The sequence below is a fragment of the Sphingomonas sp. PvP055 genome, assembly GCF_040546365.1.
In the GTDB taxonomy this organism is placed as follows: domain Bacteria; phylum Pseudomonadota; class Alphaproteobacteria; order Sphingomonadales; family Sphingomonadaceae; genus Sphingomonas; species Sphingomonas echinoides_A.
In genome coordinates this window covers 2799353-2818159 of the sequence record NZ_JBEPNS010000001.1, presented here as the reverse complement: position 1 = coordinate 2818159, position 18807 = coordinate 2799353, and the positions used below count along the sequence as shown (strand labels likewise).

Genomic DNA, 18807 nt, shown 5'->3' with positions numbered 1-18807 from the left:
GTCAGAGGGTCCAGGTATCGAGGATGAAGGCGTTGTCCTTGCGGTGCAGCAGCATGATGTCGAGCACATCCTGCGGCGCAATCGGCGTGATGCCGGGGATCAGCGACGGTTCGCCATGCCCGTACAGCGCCTGGAGCGCGAAGCGGCAGGCATAGACCTTGCCGCCTTCCTTCATGAACTTCTCGATCTGGTTGTTCACCGCCATGTGGCCGGGGAACGCCTCGTCGCCGAGCGTCGGGAAGCCGCGCTGGATGCCGAGCGTGACGCCGGGGCCATAGAGCAGCACGCTGGTTTCGAAGCCCTTGCGCTGCAGGCGGGTCGCCTGGAGCATGTTGACCAGCCCGATCGAGCCTTCGAACGCGACGGTGTGGAAGGTGACCAGCGCCTTTTCGCCGGGATCCGCCTTCACATCCTCGAACACCTTCTGTTCGTAATCGACGAAGAAATCGCCCTTCTGGTGTGGCGCCTTGGTGACGGTCGGCATGCGAATCTCCTTCGTTGCAGTGCAATATGCACAGTCAATAGGATGGAGCATTAGGCGTCAATGATCGCATTCATTACAGAACGTAAAATGCGGTCAATATCCTGATGATGCACGGTAAGTCGTTTGGTTTAAGCGGTGAACCGGTGGTCATGGCGGCGGTCAGCTGCATAGGGGAGATGCGGCAGAGGTTCATTCGACGTACGAATGCAGTCAATGTAGGGCGAAAGCATCACTCGGCTCCGGATCGTTTTAATCGCGAGCCGCCTGTGACGGTCGCGTGATTGACCTGAGGGGTGGCGCAATCCTAAGCAGGGGCGGGGAGCGATGCATGACCGCGCAACACTGGACGCCGAACCTCGAACCGTTCGGGAAGCCGCACTATCGCGCGATTGCCGACGCGATCGCCGACGACGTGCGCACGGGCGGCTTGCGGGTCGGGGATCGCTTGCCGCCGCAGCGTGAGCTGGCGGACCGGCTTGGTCTCAATTTCACGACCGTCGCGCGCGGTTATGTCGAGGCGCAGCGGCGCGGGCTAATCGCGTCGCGCGTCGGGCAGGGCACCTTCATTGCGGGGCAGTCGCAACGGCCGCATGTCGCCGCCCGTCCGTCTGTCGTCGATCTGACGATGAACGTCCCGCCCGAGCCCGAGGAACGCGCGCTGCTCGATCGGATGCAGGCGGGGCTGCAGAAGGTCGCGCACGATCTCCCGACGCTGATGCGCTACCAGGGGTTTGGCGGCACGTATGTCCAGCGCGAAGCGGCGACGCATTTCCTGCGGCAGCGCGGGGTGGTGGTCGAGACCGAGCGGCTGGTCATCTGTCCGGGGACGCATGTGGCGTTCCAGGCGGTGCTGCAATCGCTGACCCAACCGGGCGACACGCTTCTGTGCGAAGCGCTGACCTATCCGCCGATCCGGGCAATCGCGCAGCGGCTGGGGCTGAAACTGGTGGGCGTGCCGATCGACGCACAGGGGATCGACCCCGATGCGTTCGAGGCGTTGTGCCGCGACCATGCGCCCAAGGCGTTGTACCTCAACCCGACGCTGCTCAATCCGACCACCGCGACGATGCCCGAGGACCGGCGGTTGCGCATGATTGCGGTCGCACGGGCGCATGATGTCGTGATCCTGGAGGACGATGCCTATGGCGCGCTGCTGCGCCGCCCGCCCGCCGCGTTCGTGACGTCTGCGCCCGACATCACCTTCTACGTCGCGAGCCTGTCGAAATGCGTCGGTGCGGGGTTGCGGATCGCCTATCTCGTCGCGCCCGACCAGCGGCGGTTGTGGCCGGTGAACGGGTATCTGCGCACTACCTGCGTGATGGCGTCGCCGATGACGACCGCGCTCTCCACGTTGTGGATCGAGGACGGCACCGCCAACGCCGTGGTGGAGGCGGTGCGGCGCGAAACCGCCGCGCGGCAGAAGATCGCGGCGCAGGTGCTCACGGGTGTGGCGCACCAGACCGATCCGCATGCCTTCCACATCTGGCTGTCGCTCCCCGAACCGTGGCAGCGCTCGGCGTTTGCCGCGAAGATGCGCGCGTCCGACCTCAGCATCGTCGTCAGCGATGCGTTTACCGTGACGGGGCCGCCGACCGAGGCCGTGCGAATATCGCTGGGCGGCGTGCTCAGTCGCGCCGAATTGCGCACTGCGCTCGATTATCTGATGCATGTGATCGAGAATGAGGTTGAGGAAGGCGCGCACTTCGGGTGAGCCGGGGAGCGCGCCCGGATGGTTTTGGCTGAACCGGCGCTTCCGATATTTGCATGCATATACCCTCGACAATCCATACATAAATACCTATGTACGGATCAGTGATTCGTGGTGGTACCGATATGTCTGCTGAAATTTTGCCGAACACGTTCGAATGGATCCTGAAGAGCGGCTGGAAGGGCTTGTGTCCGCGCTGCGGCAAGGGGCACATGTTCGATTCATGGCTCAAGGTGACCAAGACGTGTGACAACTGCGGGCTGGATTACCGCTTCGCGTCGCCGGACGATGGCCCCGCATTCTTCTCCTTGTGCCTCGTCGCCTTCCCGCTGATTTTCGCCGTGGTGTGGATCCAGGCGGTGTATGAGCCAGCGTGGTGGTTTCACCTGTTCGTGTCGCTGCCGTTCATGCTGATCGGATGCCTGTTGCCGTTGCGACCGATCAAGGGCTGGCTGGTCGCGTCGCAATACGTCAACCGCGCGGTGGAAGCGGGGACGACGAAGCTGTGGAACAAGCTCGATGGGCGCGAGGACGACAATGTCTTTGACGATTGAGCGCCGGGCGACGGACCATGTCGCCGCAGCGCGACGGGCCGCGGCGGACGTATTGGAGCGCAGCGGACGACACGTCGACGCCGGGATCGTGCGGCGCGGCGGGGGCGACGATTTCGCCGAAGTCCAGGCCGCGCTACAGGCGGTGTCCGCCGCTTCCGCACAGGTCGCGCGGCTCGAGCGCGCGCTGCGATGCTATGCCGACGAAACCTTCTGGGAAGCGGTCGCGCATGGGGACTCGCTCGCGGCGCACGATGCTGGCGAGATCGCGCGGGCGGCGCTATCCGGCAAGGAGATGTTCCAGCAGCATCGCGACTGACGGATTGCGGCTTTTGGGCGCGTCTCTGGTCATTGTATGGGTAATCGGGTAAGAAATTTACATGCAAACGTGGAAACCCGATCTCGCGGCGCTCGCCGGGCCGAAGTATCTCGCGATCGCGCAGGCGCTGGCCCGCGACATCGCGGCGGGGACCTTGAGCGCGGGGGATCGACTCCCGCCGCAGCGCGTGCTGGCCGAAACGCTTGGCGTCGACCTGACGACGGTCACGCGCGCTTATGGAGAAGCGCAGCGCGTCGGGCTGATCGAGGGCGAAGGCCGGCGTGGCAGCTTTGTAAAGGACAAGCGGCAGGCGCCGTCTCCAAGCGGCGTGGATCACGACGATCCAGGGATGAATGCACCGCCGCTGGTCGTCGGTGGATCGCTTGCGGATGCGTTCCGCAAGACCGCGGGGGCGCTGCTGGCGTCCGACGGCGGCGCCGCGCTGCAATATCAGCAGAGCGGTGGCATGCCGCCCGTGCGCGAGGCCGGGGCGAATCTTCTCCGGCGACGCGGGGTCGCGGCGCATGAGGATTCGGTGCTGGTCGCGGCAGGGGGGCAGCATGCGCTGCACGCGATCTTCAGTGTCGAGCTGAAGGCGGGGGACCGGCTGGTCGTTTCGGGCTTCGTCTATCCCGGTCTCCTCTCGCTTGCGCGGCGGTATGGCGTGAGCTTGCTGGCGGTCCATGCCGATGCGGAAGGGATCGATCCCGATGCGCTGGACGCCGCCTGTGCGGCCGAAGACGTGCGCGCCGTCTATCTGGTGCCGACGAACGACAACCCGACCACCGCCACGATCGGCCTCGATCGGCGCAAGGCGATCGCCGCGGTGGCGCAGCGTCGCGGGCTGATGGTGATCGAGGACGATGCCTATGGCTTGCTTCCCGAATCGCCCTTGCCGCCGATCGCGGCGTTCGCCCCGGAGATGACGTGGCATATATCGAGCGTCTCGAAGATCCTTTCGCCGGGGTTGCGTGTGGCATGGCTCCGCGCGCCGGACATTGCCAAGGCCTGGCGGCTCGCAGCGGACATGCACGAGACGGCGATCATGGCGCCGCCGCTCAATGCGGCGGTGGTCGCCAACTGGGCTGGCGACGATACCTTCGCGCGGCTGGTCGGCGAGGTTCGCGCGGAGGCGCGCGTGCGGCAGGCGCTGGTCGGCAAGTGCCTGCCGGACGACAGTTTTCGTGCACATGCGGACGGCTATCATCTATGGGTGCCGCTGCCGCGGGACGTGGATGCCGCGCCGATTGCGCAAGCGCTTCGGCCGCACGGCATCTCGGCCATTCCGGGCGATGCCTTCGCGGTCGATCGGGCGGCGGCGGGGCCAGCGCTTCGGGTGTCGATTGGCGGCATGCTGGCGCGCGATCGGCTCGAACGCGGACTGAACCTGCTCGGGGCGTTGATCGGCCCGGGAGCACCCCGAAAAATCTCGCTCGTCTGACCGCGGTTAGGGCGCGGACGTCACAACCAGTGCGCCTTTCTTGAGGTGCGGTGGGGCGCGAACGTGCGACTTTGGCTCGATCAGGCCGCCACGAATTCAACCGATCGAGCCCGTCGCGCTCCCATGCCGATCCGGCATGGCAAACTATAAAAATATAGTTTTTGATCTAGATGTGGATCAAGCGCTAGCACTGCGGTGACGAGCGAGACCGATCGCCGTCCCACGATCCTTGAGCCCATCCACGCACCGACGAGACAGGGTCTCGTCTCGATGCGCGGGCGAACATCGCGGCATCTATGAAACGGTCGGGATAGGGGGATGTATGCGCGTGGGGTCTTATCCTGGCTTGGGAATGCGCGGGGGGCTCGCCATCTGTGGCGCGGCCTGGGTCATCGTCCTTTCCTTCGTGTCGCTCGGCGTCGTCGTCGCGCAAGGGCTGCCCAAAGAAAAGACGGGGGTTTCGAACGTCGAGACCGCAGCGGTGCCGCTGGCGCCGGACTTCGCAATGACGCACGGCAGGACGCTGCGGATGCGCAAGGTCACCATCCTTCCCGGCGGCGCCTTGCCAATGCATCCGCACGTTGACCGGCCCTCGGTATCCTACGTGCTGAGCGGCACGCTGACCGAATATGTCGCGGGGAACGATACGCCGCGCACCTTGGACGCGGGCGCTTCCAACGCGAGCTTCACGCATGCGCATGCCTTGCTGAACCGCGGCACGACCCCGGCAGTGTTCATCGAAGTCGATCTGCCGGAAAAATAATCAGAATTCGACTGTCTGTGGATCGAGACAGTCGCGGTTCGTCCGGACCCCGGACGATCGAAAGACGAGATCCGGAATACCGAAAACATAAAAGACATCAGGGTGTGTAACGCCTGCCGGTAACAGCCGCGCAGACGATCAGATAAAACAGGGGATTGGAATGAAGTACCGGATTTCAACGGCCGCGTTGGCGTTTGCCTTGGCCATGCCTGCGAGCGCGCAGGCGCAAACGGTCGAGACCGCGCCGCTCCAGGATCAGCAGGTTGCGCCCGCCGCACCGGCAGAAGAGGCGGAAAGCCAGGGCAGCGATATCGTCGTGACCGCGCAAAAGCGCTCCGAACGCTTGCAGGATGTTCCGCTCGCGGTGACCGCGCTCAGCGCCGATGCGCTGCAGAGCCGCCAGATCAACGATACGCAGAGCCTGGTTCAGGCCGTCCCCTCGCTCACTTTCCAGCAGGGTACCAACCCGTCGAACACGACGTTCCGGATTCGTGGCATCGGCACGCAGTTGTTCAGCCAGGGCGTCGAATCCGCAGTGGCAGTGGTCGTCGACGGCGTGGTTGCCGCGCGGCAGGCGCAGGGCTTTGCCGACTTCGCCGATCTGGAACGCGTCGAAGTGCTGCGCGGGCCGCAGGGTACGCTGTTCGGTCGCAACGCGACCGCGGGCGTCCTCAACATCACGACCGCGCGGCCATCATCTACCTTGACCGCGCGCGGCGACGTGACGGTGGCGGAGCATCAGGAATATCGCGCGCGCGGCACGGTTTCCGGCCCGATCAGCGATACGTTGCGGGCCCGCCTGACCGGCTTTTACAACAACGTCGGCGGCATCACGTATAATTATGCGACGGACTCGAAGGTCAATGGATCCGAAAGCTGGGGCTTGCGCGGCAAGCTCGACTGGGATGCGACCCCCGACCTCAATTTCCGGCTGACGGTCGATCATCGCGATACCAAGGCGGATTGCTGCGCGCAGGTTCTGATCAGCGCGGTAAACCCGGTGATCGCGCAGTTGACCGCCCCCGTGGTCGCCTCGCGCCGCAACCGCAGCATCAACGACGAGACGCTGACCTTCGGCGATTCGCGCCAGACGACGGCATCCTTGCAGGCGGATTGGGATCTTGGCGCGGCGACGCTGACGTCGATCTCGGCGTATCAGGACTATCAGCTCGACGCGAACCAGTCGGTCGATCGCATTCCGTCGCAGCCGGTGCGTTTCGTCAGCCCCAGCTTCGCCTATGCGCACTGGCCGCTTGGTGGCGGCGGGGTCGGGCTCGGCAACTTCACACAGGAGCTGCGGCTGTCGTCCAGCGGCCAGCATGACCTCAACTACGTCGCGGGGCTGTTCTACTCCGATCTCAACATCGACCGCGACTTCACCCGGCGCCGCGCGACCTGTTCGGCAGGCGTCATCGGCCAGCCCTGTACGGGAACCTCGGTGGTACAGTCGGCCCGCAGCGACGCGCATCTCGACGGCGAGAGCATCGCGGCGTTCGGCCAGGTGGATTATCGCATCGTCGGCGGGCTGAAGCTGCTCGGCGGCGTGCGCGTTCAGCGCGAAACGGTCGCGGTGCGCGGCGTTCGCGTCTCGCCGGTGACGACCGGGGAAGTGCTGTTCCCGGGCAGCGGCCCGATTTCGGGCAGTCAGCGCGTGCGGGATACCGCGGTTACGGGGAAGGCCGGACTGCAGTATGAATTCAGCCGCCGCGCGCAGCTCTACGGATCGTATTCGCGCGGGTACAAGGGACCGGGCTTCGACACCGAGATCACGGCGAACTTCGCCAACCAGGCGCCGATCCAGCCCGAATATGTCAACGCCTATGAAATCGGCTTCAAGGGCCAGACGAGCGATCGCTCGCTCAGCCTGAACGTTGCGCTGTTCCTCTCTGATTACAGCAACTTGCAGGTGCAGGCCAACCGGTCCGACCCGGCGACCGGCGTCACCCAGTTCGTCACGACGAATGCGGGTTCGTCGCAGAGCAAGGGGTTCGAGATCGAGGCGGTGATGCGCCCGGTCGACGCCTTCACGGTCAACGCGTCGTTCACTTATGCCAAGGCGACGGCGGATATCGACGGGCTCAACTGCGCGTTGCAGTTCCAGGGAGCGGCTCCGATCCTGACCGGCAACTTCCCGGTCAACCAATGCTATCGCCGTCGCTCGGTGGTGGGCGGCACGACGGTGACGTCGGGTCCGTTGCAGGACGTGCGGAATGGCACGCTGCCGGCATCGCCGCGCTACCGCATCAACATCACGCCGCGCTATGAGGACGTGATCCCCGGGACTTCGCTGACCGGCTTCGTCCAGACTGCGATCAACTTCCAGAGCGCCCAGAACTTCTCGCTCGAGCAGGATCCGCTGCTCGGCCAGCCGTCCTACACGCTGGTCGATCTGGCGGTCGGCGTGCAGACCGAGGACAAGCGCTATTCGCTCACCGTCTTCGTCAAGAACCTGTTCGATACCAACTACCTGACGTCCATCAGCCACAATTCGCTGCTGGCCACCACCGCCACGCCGTCCGATCTCATCGCCAATTACAGCAAGGATGCGGATCGCTATGCCGGGGTGACGTTCGGGGCACGGTTCTGATCGGGCGGACCCCAAGCGCTCGGGCGAGCGCCGCGATCCTGCTGGCCGGGATCGCAGCGTCGCTCGCGCCGTCGCCCGCTGCGGCGGGGGAGCGCCAACCCGTGTTGGCGGATCGCGACGTCCCCGTGCTGGTGCGGCACGGCCTGCGCTTTCGCGATCTCGATCGCGACGGGCGGCTGTCGCCGTTCGAGGACTGGCGGCGATCGCCCGCGGCGCGCGCGGCGGATCTCGTCGGGCGGATGACGCTCGACGAAAAGGCGGGGACGATGGTACACGATGCCGCCCCGCTGGCGGCGGATGGTCGCGGTTATGATCCGGTGGGCCGCGACCGCGCTGATCCGGGATGGGCATATGACCAGCCTGATCACGCGGCTTGCGGCGTCGGGCCGGACGCTGGCCGAGCAGAACAACGCGCTGCAGGGCATCGCCGCGGGCGCGCGGATCGCGGTCCCGCTGACGATCAGCACCGATCCGCGCAACCATTTCCAGGTGCTGGACGGGGCGAGCGTGGCGGGCGTCGCTTTCTCGAAATGGCCCGAGGCCACCGGCTTCGGCGCGATCGGCGATGCTGCGCTGGTCGAGCGGTTCGGCGACATTGCGCGGCAGGAATATCGCGCCGCCGGGATCCAGCAGGCGCTGTCGCCGATGGCCGACCTTGCCACCGAGCCGCGCTGGTCGCGGATCAACGGCACCTTTGGTGAAGATCCCGACCGGGTCTCGCGGCTGGTCGGCGCGTATGTGCGCGGCTTCCAGCATGGCGCGCACGGGTTGATGCCGGATGGCGTGTCCGCCGTCGTGAAGCATTGGGTCGGCTATGGCGCGTCGGAAAAGGGATATGACGGGCATAGCTGGTACGGCCGCTATGCCGCGCTGAGCGATCGCACGCTGGCACTGCACACCGCCGCGTTTCGCGGGGCGTTCGCCGCCGGGGTGACGGGGGTGATGCCCACGTATGCCATCGTCAAGATTGCCGGACGGAACGACGGTCGCCATCCCGCGGTCGGGGCGGCGTTCAGTCCGTATCTGCTGACCGATCTGTTGCGCGGGCAGTATCGCTTCGGCGGCTTCGTGCTGTCCGATTGGGGTGTGACGCGGGATTGCGGGGCGCTGTGCCGGGATGGTTTTCCGGCGAAGACGCTTCCGACGCGCGAGGGGTTCTCGACCGCCTGGGGCATGGAGTCCGTGACGGTCGAGGACCGCTTCGTGCGGGCGATCGCGGCGGGGGTGGATCAGTTCGGGGGCACGACCGATGCGCGCCCGATCGCCGCTGCGGTGCGCGCGGGGCGTTTGCCGCTGGCGCGGATCGATGCTTCGGTGCGGCGGATGCTCGCGCTCAAGTTCCGCATGGGCCTGTTCGAAAACCCCTATGTCGATCCCGCCGCGGCTGAGCGGATCGTCGGTGCGCCGGGTTTCCGTGCCGAAGGGCTGCGCGCGCAATCGCGCGCGCTGGTGGTGCTCAAGGCGGATGCCGTCCGGCTGGCGAGCGGAACGCGAGTCTATCTCGTCGGGGTCGATCCCGCCGTTGCGGTGGCGCACGGGCTGGTTCCGGTCGCGCGGCCGGAAGACGCGGCGCGTGCGGTGATCCGCCTGGCGGCGCCGTGGCGCGGCGAACATACTCAATATTATTATGGCGCCAAGCAGCATGAGGGCAGACTGTCCTGGGCCGCCGACGACCCCGCCCTGCGGACCTTTATGGATCTGGCGGCAAAGGTGCCGACGATCGCGGTGGTCTATCTGGATCGCCCGGCGATCCTGACGCCGCTATTGTCGCGCGCGGGCGGACTGGTGGCGGACTTCGGCGCGAGCGACGCCGCGCTGCTGGATGCGCTGACCGGACGGGTTGCACCGGAAGGGCGCTTGCCGTTCGAACTCCCATCGTCCGAGGCGGCGGTGGATGCACAAGCGGGCGACGTGCCGCATGACAGCCAGAGCCCGCTATTCCCGATCGGATTCGGCCTGACGCTGTCGGGCACCCCGCTTCGGCCCCTGGAAGGACCACGATGATGCGACGCCTGTCCCTATTGCTGTTGCCGCTGTTGATTGCGGCGGCGCCCGATCGTCCGGCGCCGCCCGCGCTCGCCACGCAGGGGAGCTTCTATGTCGGCGGGCGCGACGTGGAACAGGGCGGGACGATGCTGCGCGTCGACAGCATGTATGTCGAATATCGCGTGCCCGCGCGGCGCACCAAGAAGACGCCGATCGTGCTGGTGCATGGCAATTACCAGAACGGCACCGCCTTCACCGGAACGCCCGACGGGCGCGAGGGGTGGGCGGACCTGCTGCTGCGGCGCGGCTATGCCGTCTATATCGTCGACCAGCCGATGCGTGGGCGATCGCCGTATCATGCCGCGATCGACGGCCCCGCCACCACGATCCCCGCCGCGCAGATGGAGCGGCTGTTCACCGCGCCGGAGCGCAGCTCGCCGGTCCCGCAGACCAAGAAGCACGATCAATGGCCGGGCACGGGGCGCGTGGGCGACCCGGTGTTCGAGCAGCTCTACACCTCGCAACAACCGACCGTGACCGCACCCGGAGAGCGGATCGACTCGGTCGTGCGCGCTGCGCTGGGGGCGTTGCTCCACAAGATCGGGCCGGCGATCCTGCTGACGCATTCGCGCGCGGGCACGTTCGGCTGGGAGGTCGCGGACGACGTCCCCGAGCTGGTGCGTGCCGTCGTCGCGATCGAGCCGAACGGCCCGCCATTCTATGATCCCGCTTCCGCCGACGGCAAGACGCCCGAGAAGATGACGCGGCCGTGGGGCCCGACCTACGACACGCTCACCTATGCGCCCGCGGTCGCCGATCCGTCCGAGCTGCGCGTCGCGCGGCAACCCAGCGCCGAGGGGCGGGACTTGCTCCCGTGCTGGCTGCAGACGGGGACTCCGCGCACCTTGCCGCGGCTGGCGCATGTCCCGGTCATGATCGTCGTGGGCGAGGCGTCCTATCACGCGCCGTACGACCATTGCACCGCCCGCTTCCTGAAGCAGGCCGGGGTGCCGGTCGATCTGGTGCGGCTCGAGGATCGGGGAATTCACGGCAACGGGCATCTGATGATGCTGGAGAAGAACAACGCGCGCATCGCCGGGGTGATTGCGGATTGGCTGAACACCGCGGTACGCTGACGTGGTTAGCGGATCGGTGCGATGATCGGACGGGGTTCAGGCCTCGTCCGCTTTCCCCTGCTGCTTGCGCCGTGCCCAGAACTCCAGGCGCTTGCGGACGTCGCGCTCGAAGCCGCGTTCGTTCGGCGCGTAGAAGACCGGTTTCGTCTCTGCCAGCGCTTCGGGGAAGAAGTCCTGCCCGGCATACGCATCGGGATGGTCGTGATCGTAGCGATAGCCCTCGTGATAGCCGAGTTCCTTCATCAGCTTGGTCGGCGCGTTGAGGATGCGGCGCGGCGGGGGAAGCGATCCCGTCGACCTGGCAAGCGCATAGGCCCGGTCGTACGCAAGATACGACGCGTTCGATTTCGGCGCGGTTGCGACATAGTTGATCGCTTGCGCGATGAAGAGCCGCCCCTCCGGCAGCCCGATCCGCTCGAACGCTTGCCAGGCGGTGATGACCTGAACGAGCGCCTGCGGATCCGCCATGCCGACGTCTTCGGACGCGGCACAGGCGAGCCGCCGGAACACAACCGTCGGATCCTCGCCGCCGGACAGCATCCGCGTCGCCCAGTAGAGTGCGGCGTCGGGGTCGCTGCCCCGCAAACTCTTGTGGAAACAGCTCAGGAGATTGAAATGCTCCTCCTGTCCGCGATCGTAGAGCGGGGCGCGGCGCTGGACCAACCCGGCGAGCGTCGGCGTATCCATCTGGTCGATGTCGCCGGACGACAGGATTTCTTCGCACATGCCGAGCAGATAGCGCGCATCACCGTCGGCCATCTCGACCAGCGCGTCGCGGGCCTCCGCGGTCAACGGCAGCGGCTTCCCGATATGCGCCTCGACCCGGTCGACCACGCGGCCCAGCCCGTCCTGGTCCAGACGATTGAGCGTGTAGACCTTGGCGCGCGACAGGAGCGCGGCGACGAGGCTGAAACTCGGGTTCTCCGTGGTCGCCCCGATCAGCACGATCGTCCCGTCTTCGACGGCGGGCAACAGCGCATCCTGCACCGGGCGCGAAAAACGGTGCAATTCGTCCACGAAGACGACCGTCGACGTGCCCGACGCATCGCGGTGGTTCGCGGCGTCGGACATGGTCTTGCGCAGATCCGAAATGCCGGTCGACACCGCCGATAGCTGGAGGAAGCGATACCCCACCTCGGCGGCGACGAGCCGGGAGATGGTCGTTTTTCCGACCCCGGGCGGGCCCCACAGAATGAAGGGAACTCAGGCGCCTGGCCGCGATCATCCGGCCGATCGGTCCGGTCGGCCCCAACAGATGATCCTGGCCGATGACGTCGGCGATCCGCCGGGGACGAAGCTGCTCCGCCAGCGGCGATGGGGCTTGGGCGCTGAAAAGAGTCTCAGACATGAAGATCGTCCTTCGGGGGTAGGACGGCGTCAGCCGCTACGGTTACGGCTGGTTGCCAGTGAAACGGAGCCGCATCCTATGGGGGAGGCGCGTGCCCCTTCGGCGGTTGCGACCGTTCGGTGCGGAAGCCGCCCGGTCGCGGCGAAGCGGTATCACCGTGGAAGATAGGGTGGAGCACAAAATTTTGCACAGCCCCACTTGCGCTCCGTACTTCAAGATATATCTTAGTGCCATCGAAGATAGAAAGAGACAGTATGTTTAGACATGAGAACGAACAGAGCCACGGTCGCCATCAGCATGGAAACCAGCACGGGCATGGACAGGGGCGTGGCGGACACGGGGACGGCAGGGGCGGCATGGCGGGCATGATGCGCGGCGGCGGACGCGGCTTCGGTGGCGGTGACCATCCGGAAGGCCGGTTCGGGGGCAGGGGCGGTCCGCGCGGGCGGCGCATGTTCGATGGCGGCGAATTGCGGCTGGTGTTGCTCAAGCTGATCGCGGACGAACCGCGCCACGGCTACGACCTGATCCGCAGTATCGAGGAGCTGACCGGAGGTGCCTATGCGCCGAGCCCGGGTGTGGTCTATCCGACGTTGACGCTGCTCGACGACATGGATCTGATCGCGGCGCGACAGGCGGACGGCGCCAAGAAGCGGTTCGAGGCGACCGAGGCGGGTGTGCAGCATCTTGCCGAGAATGCCGAGGTGGTGACCGCGCTGCTTGCGCGGCTTGCCGAAGTGGGCGCGGAACGGGCGCGGACCGACAGCGCTTCGGTGCGCCGCGCGATGGGCAATCTGCGCGAGGTCCTGATGCATCGATTACGGGATGAGCATGTCTCGATCGAGACGATCCACGCCGCCGTCGCGCTGATCGACGATGCCGCGCAGAAGATCGAGCGGCTGTGATGGCGTATGTGGCAATCGCCCGCGTGCCCACTGCGCATGCCAGCAAATATCTGCAGCAGACGTGCAAGCATTGGGAGCATAACCTGACGGTCACTTTTTCTGCTACGCACGGCACCGTGGTGTTCCCGCGCGATGCCCGGGGTGCGGATCATCCGGGCGATGCGACCGTCACGTTCGATGCCGAGCCGGAGGTTCTGGTGGTGCGGATCGAGGCGACGTCGGCGGAGCAACTGGACGGGCTGAAAGGGGCGGTCGCTCGCCACGTCGACCGGTTCGCGTTCCGGGAGGCACCGCTCGTTTACAATTGGGGCTAAGGTTCGCCTCCCCCCAGCCGCCGTCATGCTGAACTCGTTTCAGCATCCACCGTGCTACGGGTGCGGTCCGGATTTGCTGCGCTGTGGACCCTGAAACAAGTTCAGGGTGACGCCGGGTGTGGGGAGAGTGCAGCGCTAGTACCTACCGTTAGGCAAGCGTGGGGGATGACGGCGTCGAACCGTCGTCCCCCAACCGTTACCGCGCCGCCCGCCGCGCGAGGACGCGGAGATAGGTGTCGAGCACCGTCTGGTTGATCGTGTCCCATTTGTAGCCCGCCGCCTTGGCGTGGCCCGCAGCGCCCGCCGCGCGGCGGAAGGCGTCATCCTCGCAGAACCGCTGCAGCGCATCGGCATAGCCCTGGATGTCGGTCGGCGGGACGATCAGCCCGGTCACGCCGTCGTCGATCAACCCGACCGCGCCGGACGCGCGCGCGGCGACGACGGGTACGCCCGCCGCCATCGCCTCGAGCGTCACGTTGCCGAACGTCTCGGTGATGCTGGGGTTGAAGAACACGTCCATCGACGCGACCGCACGGCCGAGATCGTCGCCCGACTGGAAGCCGGCGAATACCGCATCGGGCACTTCCTTGGCGAACCAGTCGCGCGCCGGACCCTCACCGATCACGAGCGTCTTGTGGCGCACCCCGCGGCGGTCGAGCGCGTGCATCGCCTCGGCAAAGACGTCGAGGCCCTTTTCCTTGACGAGACGCCCCAGGAAACCGACCGCGATCTCGTCGTCGGCGATGCCGAGGCTGCGGCGCCACGCGAGATCGCGTCGGGCCGGGGTGAAGCGATCGTGGTTCACCCCGCGGGACCAGCGGCTGACCGAGGTCGGCACGCCCCATTCGCGCAGGATCTCGCCCATCATCTGGCTCGGCGCGAGCACTTCGTCGACGCGCGAGTAGAATTTCGCCTGGATCCGCACCAGCGTCCGGACGAGGAACCCGAGCCCGTAGTAGCTCATGTAGGTCTCGAACCGCGTATGGTAGGAGGCGACGACCGGGATATCGTGCTCCTCGCCATAGCGCACGGCAGCGTGGCCCAGGATGTCGGGGGCGGACACGTGGATCAAATTGGGCGCGAACGCTTCCAGGTCGCTGCGGAGCCGCGCGTTGAATCCGCGCGAGATCTTATACTCTCCGCGTCCCGGAAACTTGAACGACGGGGCGCTGACGAGGTCGCCGGTCGGGGCGAATGCGGGCCGTCGGCTGGTGGGGGCGTAAATGCGCACGCTCGCACCCTTTTCCAGCAGGTGCCCGACCAGCAGGTTGAGCGCCTGGTTCGCACCATCGCGCGTGTAATTGTAGTTGCCGCTGAACAGGGCCACGCGGAGATCGGTTGCGTCCATCGCCGCGGCCATAGCGAAGCCTATGGGGGATGACTATCTCCCACGAAGCCACCCCTTAGCCCGGAGTCCCGCCATGACCGATCTTTCGCGTTTCCCGATCACGCAGCAATGGCCCGCGCAGCATCCCGACCGGCTGCAACTCTATTCGCTGCCGACGCCCAACGGGGTGAAAGTGTCGATCATGCTCGAGGAAACCGGGCTTCCGTACGAACCGCATCTGATCGATTTCGCTAAGGACGATCTAAAGACGCCCGCGTTCGTGTCGCTCAATCCCAATGGCAAGATTCCCGCGATCCTCGATCCGGACGGCCCGGGCGGGGTTCCGCTAGGGTTGTTCGAATCCGGTGCGATTCTGCTGTACCTTGCGGAAAAGACGGGCAAGTTCCTCCCGACCGACCCGGTGGAGCGGTTGCACGCGATCCAGTGGGTGATGTTCCAGATGGGTGGGGTGGGGCCGATGTTCGGGCAGGTCGGCTTCTTCGTGAAGTTCGCTGGCAAGGACTATGAGGACAAAAGGCCGCGCGATCGGTACGTCGCCGAGGCCAAGCGGTTGCTCGGCGTGATGGACGCGCATCTGGCGGGGAAGACGTGGTTTCTGGGCGACGCCTATACGATCGCGGATATCGCGATGATTGGCTGGGTCCGCGGTCTCGTCGACTTTTACGGCGCTGGCGATCTGGTCGGGTTCGAAGCGTTCACCAATGTGCGCGGCTGGCTCGACCGGGCGCTGGCGCGGCCTGCGGTCCAGCGCGGCCTGGAGATCCCTGCGCGCGGTTAGGGCGCGCGCGATTCGAGGATCGCCGCGATCTCCTTTGCGAAACGCTGCATCGTCGCGATGACTTCGGGCCGGTCGACCTTGGCCGGCGCGGGGTCCAGCGCGCAGATCGTCCCGAAGAACTGGCCGTCGGACAAGGTGATCGGCAGCGAGATGTAGCTCTCGAACCCGTAGAGGATCGGGGTGGGGTGCATTTGCCAGTCGCTGTCGTTCGACGCGCTGTCGAACGCGACCGGTCTGCCATGATCGCGAATTTCGTTGCAGATCGTGGTCTTGAGATCGAGTTCGTCGCCCGCGTCGAGGCCGAACTCGACTCGGTCGATGACATGACAAGCGGTCCACGTCTGGTCGGTTACATGCGCGACGGCAGCAAACCCCATGCCGGTGAGTTCGCAGACTTTTGCCAGAATTTCGGCGACATGTGGATTGGCCGCCAAGGCAACACGACAATCGTCAATATTGTGCATCGCTATGGGTCCCCGGCGGCTGCTATACCTGTTCCACCAAACCGGACAAGCGGCGTGCACGGGACGGACCGGTCAGGCAGCCGCGTGGAGCGCCGCGAACGACGTGAACTCCGCACGGAGCGTGACGTCGTCGATCGGCTCGACGAGGCGCTCGACGATCGTGCGCAGATCGTCCGTTTCGAAACTGTCGCCAGGCGTCCGTGCCGGGCGATAGCCCATCGCCCATTCGCCGAACATCCGCGTCTCGATCGTCTTGCGCGACAGTTTGACGACCGCAAAGTGGCGCGGGTCTCGCGCAATCCGATCGAACACGCCAGCGACAGCCGGCTCGGGCCCTTCCAGCGCCTGGAGAAATCGCCGTCCCCCGAACAGGAGGAGGCCGGTAACCCCCGCCGCTGCATTGTTTCGCCGCGACGCGCGCAGAATGCCGTCCAGGGCGGCGGTATCAAAGTCGCTTCGGGCGGTGCTGATGTAAAGGATACGCTGCATGGGGAACTCCGAGGTCTCATCTGAAAATTGCTCGAAAATCCAAATGTTTCGTTAATTTTCCTGTGAATACCTTCCTGATCTGGATCTGGTGCGGACGGAGAAGGGACCGCGTGCAGGCGGGAACCCTGTTCCCTTAACGTTCCGATTGCGCTAAGCCGCGGCCATGGCGAAACCTCAAAAGCGTTACGTGTGCCAGTCCTGCGGTTCGGTCTCGCCGCGCTGGGCGGGGCAGTGCGGTGACTGTTCCGAATGGAACACGATGGTCGAGGATGCGGGGGCGACCGTTACCCCGTTTCAGGCCAAGCATAATCTCATCGGCGGCGGGCGGTCGATCCAGCTCGTCGGGCTGGATGCCGAGATCACGCTGCCCGAACGGATGGCGTCGGGGATCGCCGAGCTCGACCGCGCGCTGGGCGGCGGCTTCGTCGAGGGGTCCGCCACGCTGATCGGCGGCGATCCCGGGATCGGCAAGTCGACGCTGCTGTTGCAGGCCGCGGCGAAGATGGCGATCGCCGGGCTGCCGGTGGCCTATGTGTCCGGCGAGGAAGCCGCGGATCAGGTGCGCTTGCGCGCACGACGGCTGGGGCTTGGTAACGCGCCGGTGATGCTCGCCGCGGCGACGTCTGTGCGCGACATCCTGACGACGCTGTCACAAGCGACGCCGCCGGCCTTGTTGGTGATCGATTCGATCCAGACGATGCATTCCGACCTGATCGAAGGCGCGCCCGGGACGGTCAGCCAGGTTCGGGCGTCGGCGCAGGAACTGATCCGCTTCGCCAAGGAACGCGGCACCGCGGTGGTCCTGGTCGGGCACGTCACCAAGGACGGCAGCATCGCCGGGCCGCGTGTGCTCGAACATATGGTCGACACCGTGCTCAGCTTCGAAGGCGAGCGCAGCCACCAGTATCGCATCCTGCGCGCGATCAAGAACCGCTTCGGCGGCACCGACGAGATCGGTGTGTTCGCGATGGTTGCTGAGGGCCTGACCGAGATTGCCAACCCCTCCGCGCTGTTCCTCACCCAGCGCGAGGAAGGCGTGACGGGCACCACCGTCTTCCCCGCGCTCGAGGGAACCCGCCCGGTCCTGGTCGAGATCCAGGCGCTGGTCGTCCGCCTTGCCAGCGGCGCGACGCCGCGGCGTGCGGTGGTCGGGTGGGACAGCGGTCGGCTCGCGATGGTGCTCGCGGTGCTGGAGGCGCGCTGCGGGCTCAGCTTCTCGGCGTGCGAAGTCTATCTCAACATCGCGGGCGGTTACCGCGTGCAGGATCCGGCGGCGGACCTCGCGGTCGCGGCGGCGCTGGTGTCCGCACTCAGCGAACGCCCGGTCCCGGTCGATGCGGTCGCGTTCGGGGAGATCGCGCTGTCGGGCGAAATCCGGACGGTCGCGCATTCCGCGCTGCGGTTGAAGGAAGCGGGCAAGCTCGGGTTCGAACGCGCACTGTTGCCATCGGCGGTGACCGACGAGAAGAGTTCGCTCAAGCTGACCGGATTTCGCACGCTGGGGGCCTTCGTCGAGCATATGCTCGGGAAGTGACCTGTCGGATCCGGCGCGTTCGGATAGCGCGCCCTCGACTCACCCCATGCGGTGCGGATATGGCGCGATCATGAACCTGACCGCGCTCGACATCGTCGTCCTCATTGCCGTTGGCGGCGCGGCCATGTTGGGCGTGGCGCGGGGGTTCGTTACCGAATTCCTGTCGCTGTTCGCCTGGGTAGCGATCGTCTTCGCGGTCAAGCTGTTCCACATACCCTTGACCCACGCGCTGACCGGCATCGTCGGCACGACCGCGGGGGCCGCGGTCCTGGCGTTCGCGCTGCTCGCGGGGGGAACCTATATCATCGGTCGGATGATCGCGAATGCCGTCGGGGCACGAACCCGCGACTCGATCATCGGGCCGATCGATCGTGCACTCGGGTTCGGCTTTGGCGCGGTGAAGGGGCTGATCCTGGTCAGCCTGGGTTTCCTGCTGGTCGTGCTGGTGACCGACACCATGGGGGGCGGACCGACCCAACGCCCGATCTGGCTGAAATCCGCGCGCGTCTATCCGCTGCTCAACGTGACGAGCGCCGGGATCGCCGATTTCGTCGATCGTCGGCGCAAGGGGCTGCCGCTGTTCGAACCGACATTGGGGCGCACCGAGCCGGCGCGTCGAGTGAAAGATACCAAGCGGGGTGACTGAGGCGCT

18 protein-coding genes and 1 pseudogene are annotated in these 18807 nt (G+C 66.1%); 13 read left to right on the top strand and 6 right to left on the bottom strand.

The window, feature by feature from the left end:
* Position 1: 1 nt before the first annotated feature.
* Entirely contained in the window at positions 2 to 484 is a 483-nt protein-coding gene (locus tag ABIC16_RS13305) for an MSMEG_0572/Sll0783 family nitrogen starvation response protein (RefSeq protein ID WP_277968412.1), read from the bottom strand.
* Between the two features lie 328 nt (positions 485 to 812).
* Here ABIC16_RS13305 and ABIC16_RS13300 point away from each other — a divergent pair, with 328 nt between their 5' ends.
* The 6 genes from ABIC16_RS13300 (at position 813) to ABIC16_RS13275 (ending at position 7853) form a co-directional block, all read left to right on the top strand.
* Positions 813 to 2195 (top strand): aminotransferase-like domain-containing protein, encoded by a 1383-nt coding sequence (locus tag ABIC16_RS13300; protein ID WP_354291464.1) that lies wholly within the window; start codon positions 813 to 815, stop codon positions 2193 to 2195.
* 122 nt (positions 2196 to 2317) lie between these two features.
* Positions 2318 to 2746 carry a DUF983 domain-containing protein gene (locus ABIC16_RS13295; protein WP_277968410.1) on the top strand — a complete coding sequence of 143 codons (429 nt, stop codon included), beginning with the start codon at positions 2318 to 2320 and terminating at the stop codon, positions 2744 to 2746.
* Entirely contained in the window at positions 2730 to 3062 is a 333-nt protein-coding gene (locus ABIC16_RS13290; RefSeq protein ID WP_354291463.1) for a hypothetical protein, read from the top strand. Before ABIC16_RS13295 ends, ABIC16_RS13290 begins: the two co-directional genes overlap by 17 nt.
* A gap of 61 nt (positions 3063 to 3123) precedes the next feature.
* Entirely contained in the window at positions 3124 to 4503 is a 1380-nt protein-coding gene (locus tag ABIC16_RS13285; RefSeq protein WP_354291462.1) for an aminotransferase-like domain-containing protein, read from the top strand.
* Between the two features lie 328 nt (positions 4504 to 4831).
* Positions 4832 to 5266, top strand: coding sequence for a cupin domain-containing protein (locus ABIC16_RS13280; RefSeq protein WP_277968407.1), 435 nt, complete (start codon positions 4832 to 4834; stop codon positions 5264 to 5266).
* A gap of 205 nt (positions 5267 to 5471) precedes the next feature.
* Complete coding sequence (locus ABIC16_RS13275; protein ID WP_354291461.1) at positions 5472 to 7853, top strand: TonB-dependent receptor; 2382 nt, start codon at positions 5472 to 5474, stop codon at positions 7851 to 7853.
* Here ABIC16_RS13275 and ABIC16_RS13270 read toward each other — a convergent pair.
* Positions 7820 to 8128 (bottom strand): hypothetical protein, encoded by a 309-nt coding sequence (locus ABIC16_RS13270; RefSeq protein WP_354291460.1) that lies wholly within the window; start codon positions 8126 to 8128, stop codon positions 7820 to 7822. The genes ABIC16_RS13275 and ABIC16_RS13270 overlap by 34 nt on opposite strands.
* 34 nt (positions 8129 to 8162) lie before the next feature.
* On the opposite strand from ABIC16_RS13270, the gene ABIC16_RS13265 reads away from it, so the two are divergent.
* Positions 8163 to 9857: a glycoside hydrolase family 3 protein gene (locus ABIC16_RS13265; protein ID WP_354291459.1), complete on the top strand. Its 1695-nt coding sequence runs from the start codon at positions 8163 to 8165 to the stop codon at positions 9855 to 9857.
* A complete protein-coding gene (locus ABIC16_RS13260; RefSeq protein WP_354291458.1) occupies positions 9854 to 10975 on the top strand; it encodes an alpha/beta hydrolase in 1122 nt (373 codons plus the stop codon). The genes ABIC16_RS13265 and ABIC16_RS13260 overlap by 4 nt, the downstream gene beginning before the upstream one ends.
* A 36-nt stretch (positions 10976 to 11011) precedes the next feature.
* Here ABIC16_RS13260 and ABIC16_RS13255 read toward each other — a convergent pair.
* Positions 11012 to 12323, bottom strand: a pseudogene (locus ABIC16_RS13255) (replication-associated recombination protein A).
* A 368-nt stretch (positions 12324 to 12691) separates the two neighbouring features.
* Here ABIC16_RS13255 and ABIC16_RS13250 point away from each other — a divergent pair.
* Together ABIC16_RS13250 and ABIC16_RS13245 are read left to right on the top strand one after the other, a co-directional pair.
* Entirely contained in the window at positions 12692 to 13228 is a 537-nt protein-coding gene (locus tag ABIC16_RS13250; protein WP_277968478.1) for a PadR family transcriptional regulator, read from the top strand.
* The gene (locus tag ABIC16_RS13245; RefSeq protein ID WP_354291457.1) at positions 13228 to 13542 is read left to right on the top strand and encodes a DUF2218 domain-containing protein; all 315 of its coding nucleotides are present in this window, start codon (positions 13228 to 13230) and stop codon (positions 13540 to 13542) included. Before ABIC16_RS13250 ends, ABIC16_RS13245 begins: the two co-directional genes overlap by 1 nt.
* A gap of 196 nt (positions 13543 to 13738) precedes the next feature.
* On the opposite strand, the gene ABIC16_RS13240 is transcribed toward ABIC16_RS13245, so the two are convergent.
* A complete protein-coding gene (locus tag ABIC16_RS13240) occupies positions 13739 to 14890 on the bottom strand; it encodes a glycosyltransferase family 4 protein (protein ID WP_354291456.1) in 1152 nt (383 codons plus the stop codon).
* Between the two features lie 73 nt (positions 14891 to 14963).
* Between ABIC16_RS13240 and ABIC16_RS13235 the strand changes: the two genes are divergently transcribed.
* Positions 14964 to 15668 (top strand): glutathione binding-like protein, encoded by a 705-nt coding sequence (locus ABIC16_RS13235; RefSeq protein ID WP_354291455.1) that lies wholly within the window; start codon positions 14964 to 14966, stop codon positions 15666 to 15668.
* On the opposite strand, the gene ABIC16_RS13230 is transcribed toward ABIC16_RS13235, so the two are convergent.
* Together ABIC16_RS13230 and ABIC16_RS13225 are read right to left on the bottom strand one after the other, a co-directional pair.
* The gene (locus ABIC16_RS13230; RefSeq protein ID WP_354291454.1) at positions 15665 to 16102 is read right to left on the bottom strand and encodes a GAF domain-containing protein; all 438 of its coding nucleotides are present in this window, start codon (positions 16100 to 16102) and stop codon (positions 15665 to 15667) included. The two genes, ABIC16_RS13235 and ABIC16_RS13230, sit on opposite strands and share 4 nt — an antisense overlap.
* Before the next feature lie 102 nt (positions 16103 to 16204).
* Positions 16205 to 16621, bottom strand: a complete 417-nt coding sequence (locus tag ABIC16_RS13225) for a BLUF domain-containing protein (protein WP_354291453.1) — start codon at positions 16619 to 16621, stop codon at positions 16205 to 16207.
* A gap of 163 nt (positions 16622 to 16784) precedes the next feature.
* Between ABIC16_RS13225 and radA the strand changes: the two genes are divergently transcribed.
* Both radA and ABIC16_RS13215 read left to right on the top strand, forming a co-directional pair.
* Complete coding sequence (radA, locus tag ABIC16_RS13220; RefSeq protein ID WP_354291452.1) at positions 16785 to 18155, top strand: DNA repair protein RadA; 1371 nt, start codon at positions 16785 to 16787, stop codon at positions 18153 to 18155.
* 70 nt (positions 18156 to 18225) lie between these two features.
* A complete protein-coding gene (locus tag ABIC16_RS13215; RefSeq protein WP_354292326.1) occupies positions 18226 to 18801 on the top strand; it encodes a CvpA family protein in 576 nt (191 codons plus the stop codon).
* Positions 18802 to 18807 lie beyond the last annotated feature (6 nt).

Bases quoted from the DNA above. Each gene is read 5' to 3' on its own strand.
- ABIC16_RS13305 (WP_277968412.1), bottom strand. From the start codon at position 484: ATGCCGACCGTCACCAAGGCGCCACACCAGAAGGGCGATTTCTTCGTC.
- ABIC16_RS13300 (WP_354291464.1), top strand. From the start codon at position 813: ATGACCGCGCAACACTGGACGCCGAACCTCGAACCGTTCGGGAAGCCG.
- ABIC16_RS13295 (WP_277968410.1), top strand. From the start codon at position 2,318: ATGTCTGCTGAAATTTTGCCGAACACGTTCGAATGGATCCTGAAGAGC.
- ABIC16_RS13290 (WP_354291463.1), top strand. From the start codon at position 2,730: ATGTCTTTGACGATTGAGCGCCGGGCGACGGACCATGTCGCCGCAGCG.
- ABIC16_RS13285 (WP_354291462.1), top strand. From the start codon at position 3,124: ATGCAAACGTGGAAACCCGATCTCGCGGCGCTCGCCGGGCCGAAGTAT.
- ABIC16_RS13275 (WP_354291461.1), top strand. From the start codon at position 5,472: ATGCCTGCGAGCGCGCAGGCGCAAACGGTCGAGACCGCGCCGCTCCAG.
- ABIC16_RS13265 (WP_354291459.1), top strand. From the start codon at position 8,163: ATGATCCGGTGGGCCGCGACCGCGCTGATCCGGGATGGGCATATGACC.
- ABIC16_RS13260 (WP_354291458.1), top strand. From the start codon at position 9,854: ATGATGCGACGCCTGTCCCTATTGCTGTTGCCGCTGTTGATTGCGGCG.
- ABIC16_RS13250 (WP_277968478.1), top strand. From the start codon at position 12,692: ATGCGCGGCGGCGGACGCGGCTTCGGTGGCGGTGACCATCCGGAAGGC.
- ABIC16_RS13245 (WP_354291457.1), top strand. From the start codon at position 13,228: ATGGCGTATGTGGCAATCGCCCGCGTGCCCACTGCGCATGCCAGCAAA.
- ABIC16_RS13240 (WP_354291456.1), bottom strand. From the start codon at position 14,890: ATGGACGCAACCGATCTCCGCGTGGCCCTGTTCAGCGGCAACTACAAT.
- ABIC16_RS13235 (WP_354291455.1), top strand. From the start codon at position 14,964: ATGACCGATCTTTCGCGTTTCCCGATCACGCAGCAATGGCCCGCGCAG.
- ABIC16_RS13225 (WP_354291453.1), bottom strand. From the start codon at position 16,621: ATGCAGCGTATCCTTTACATCAGCACCGCCCGAAGCGACTTTGATACC.
- radA (WP_354291452.1), top strand. From the start codon at position 16,785: ATGGCGAAACCTCAAAAGCGTTACGTGTGCCAGTCCTGCGGTTCGGTC.
- ABIC16_RS13215 (WP_354292326.1), top strand. From the start codon at position 18,226: ATGAACCTGACCGCGCTCGACATCGTCGTCCTCATTGCCGTTGGCGGC.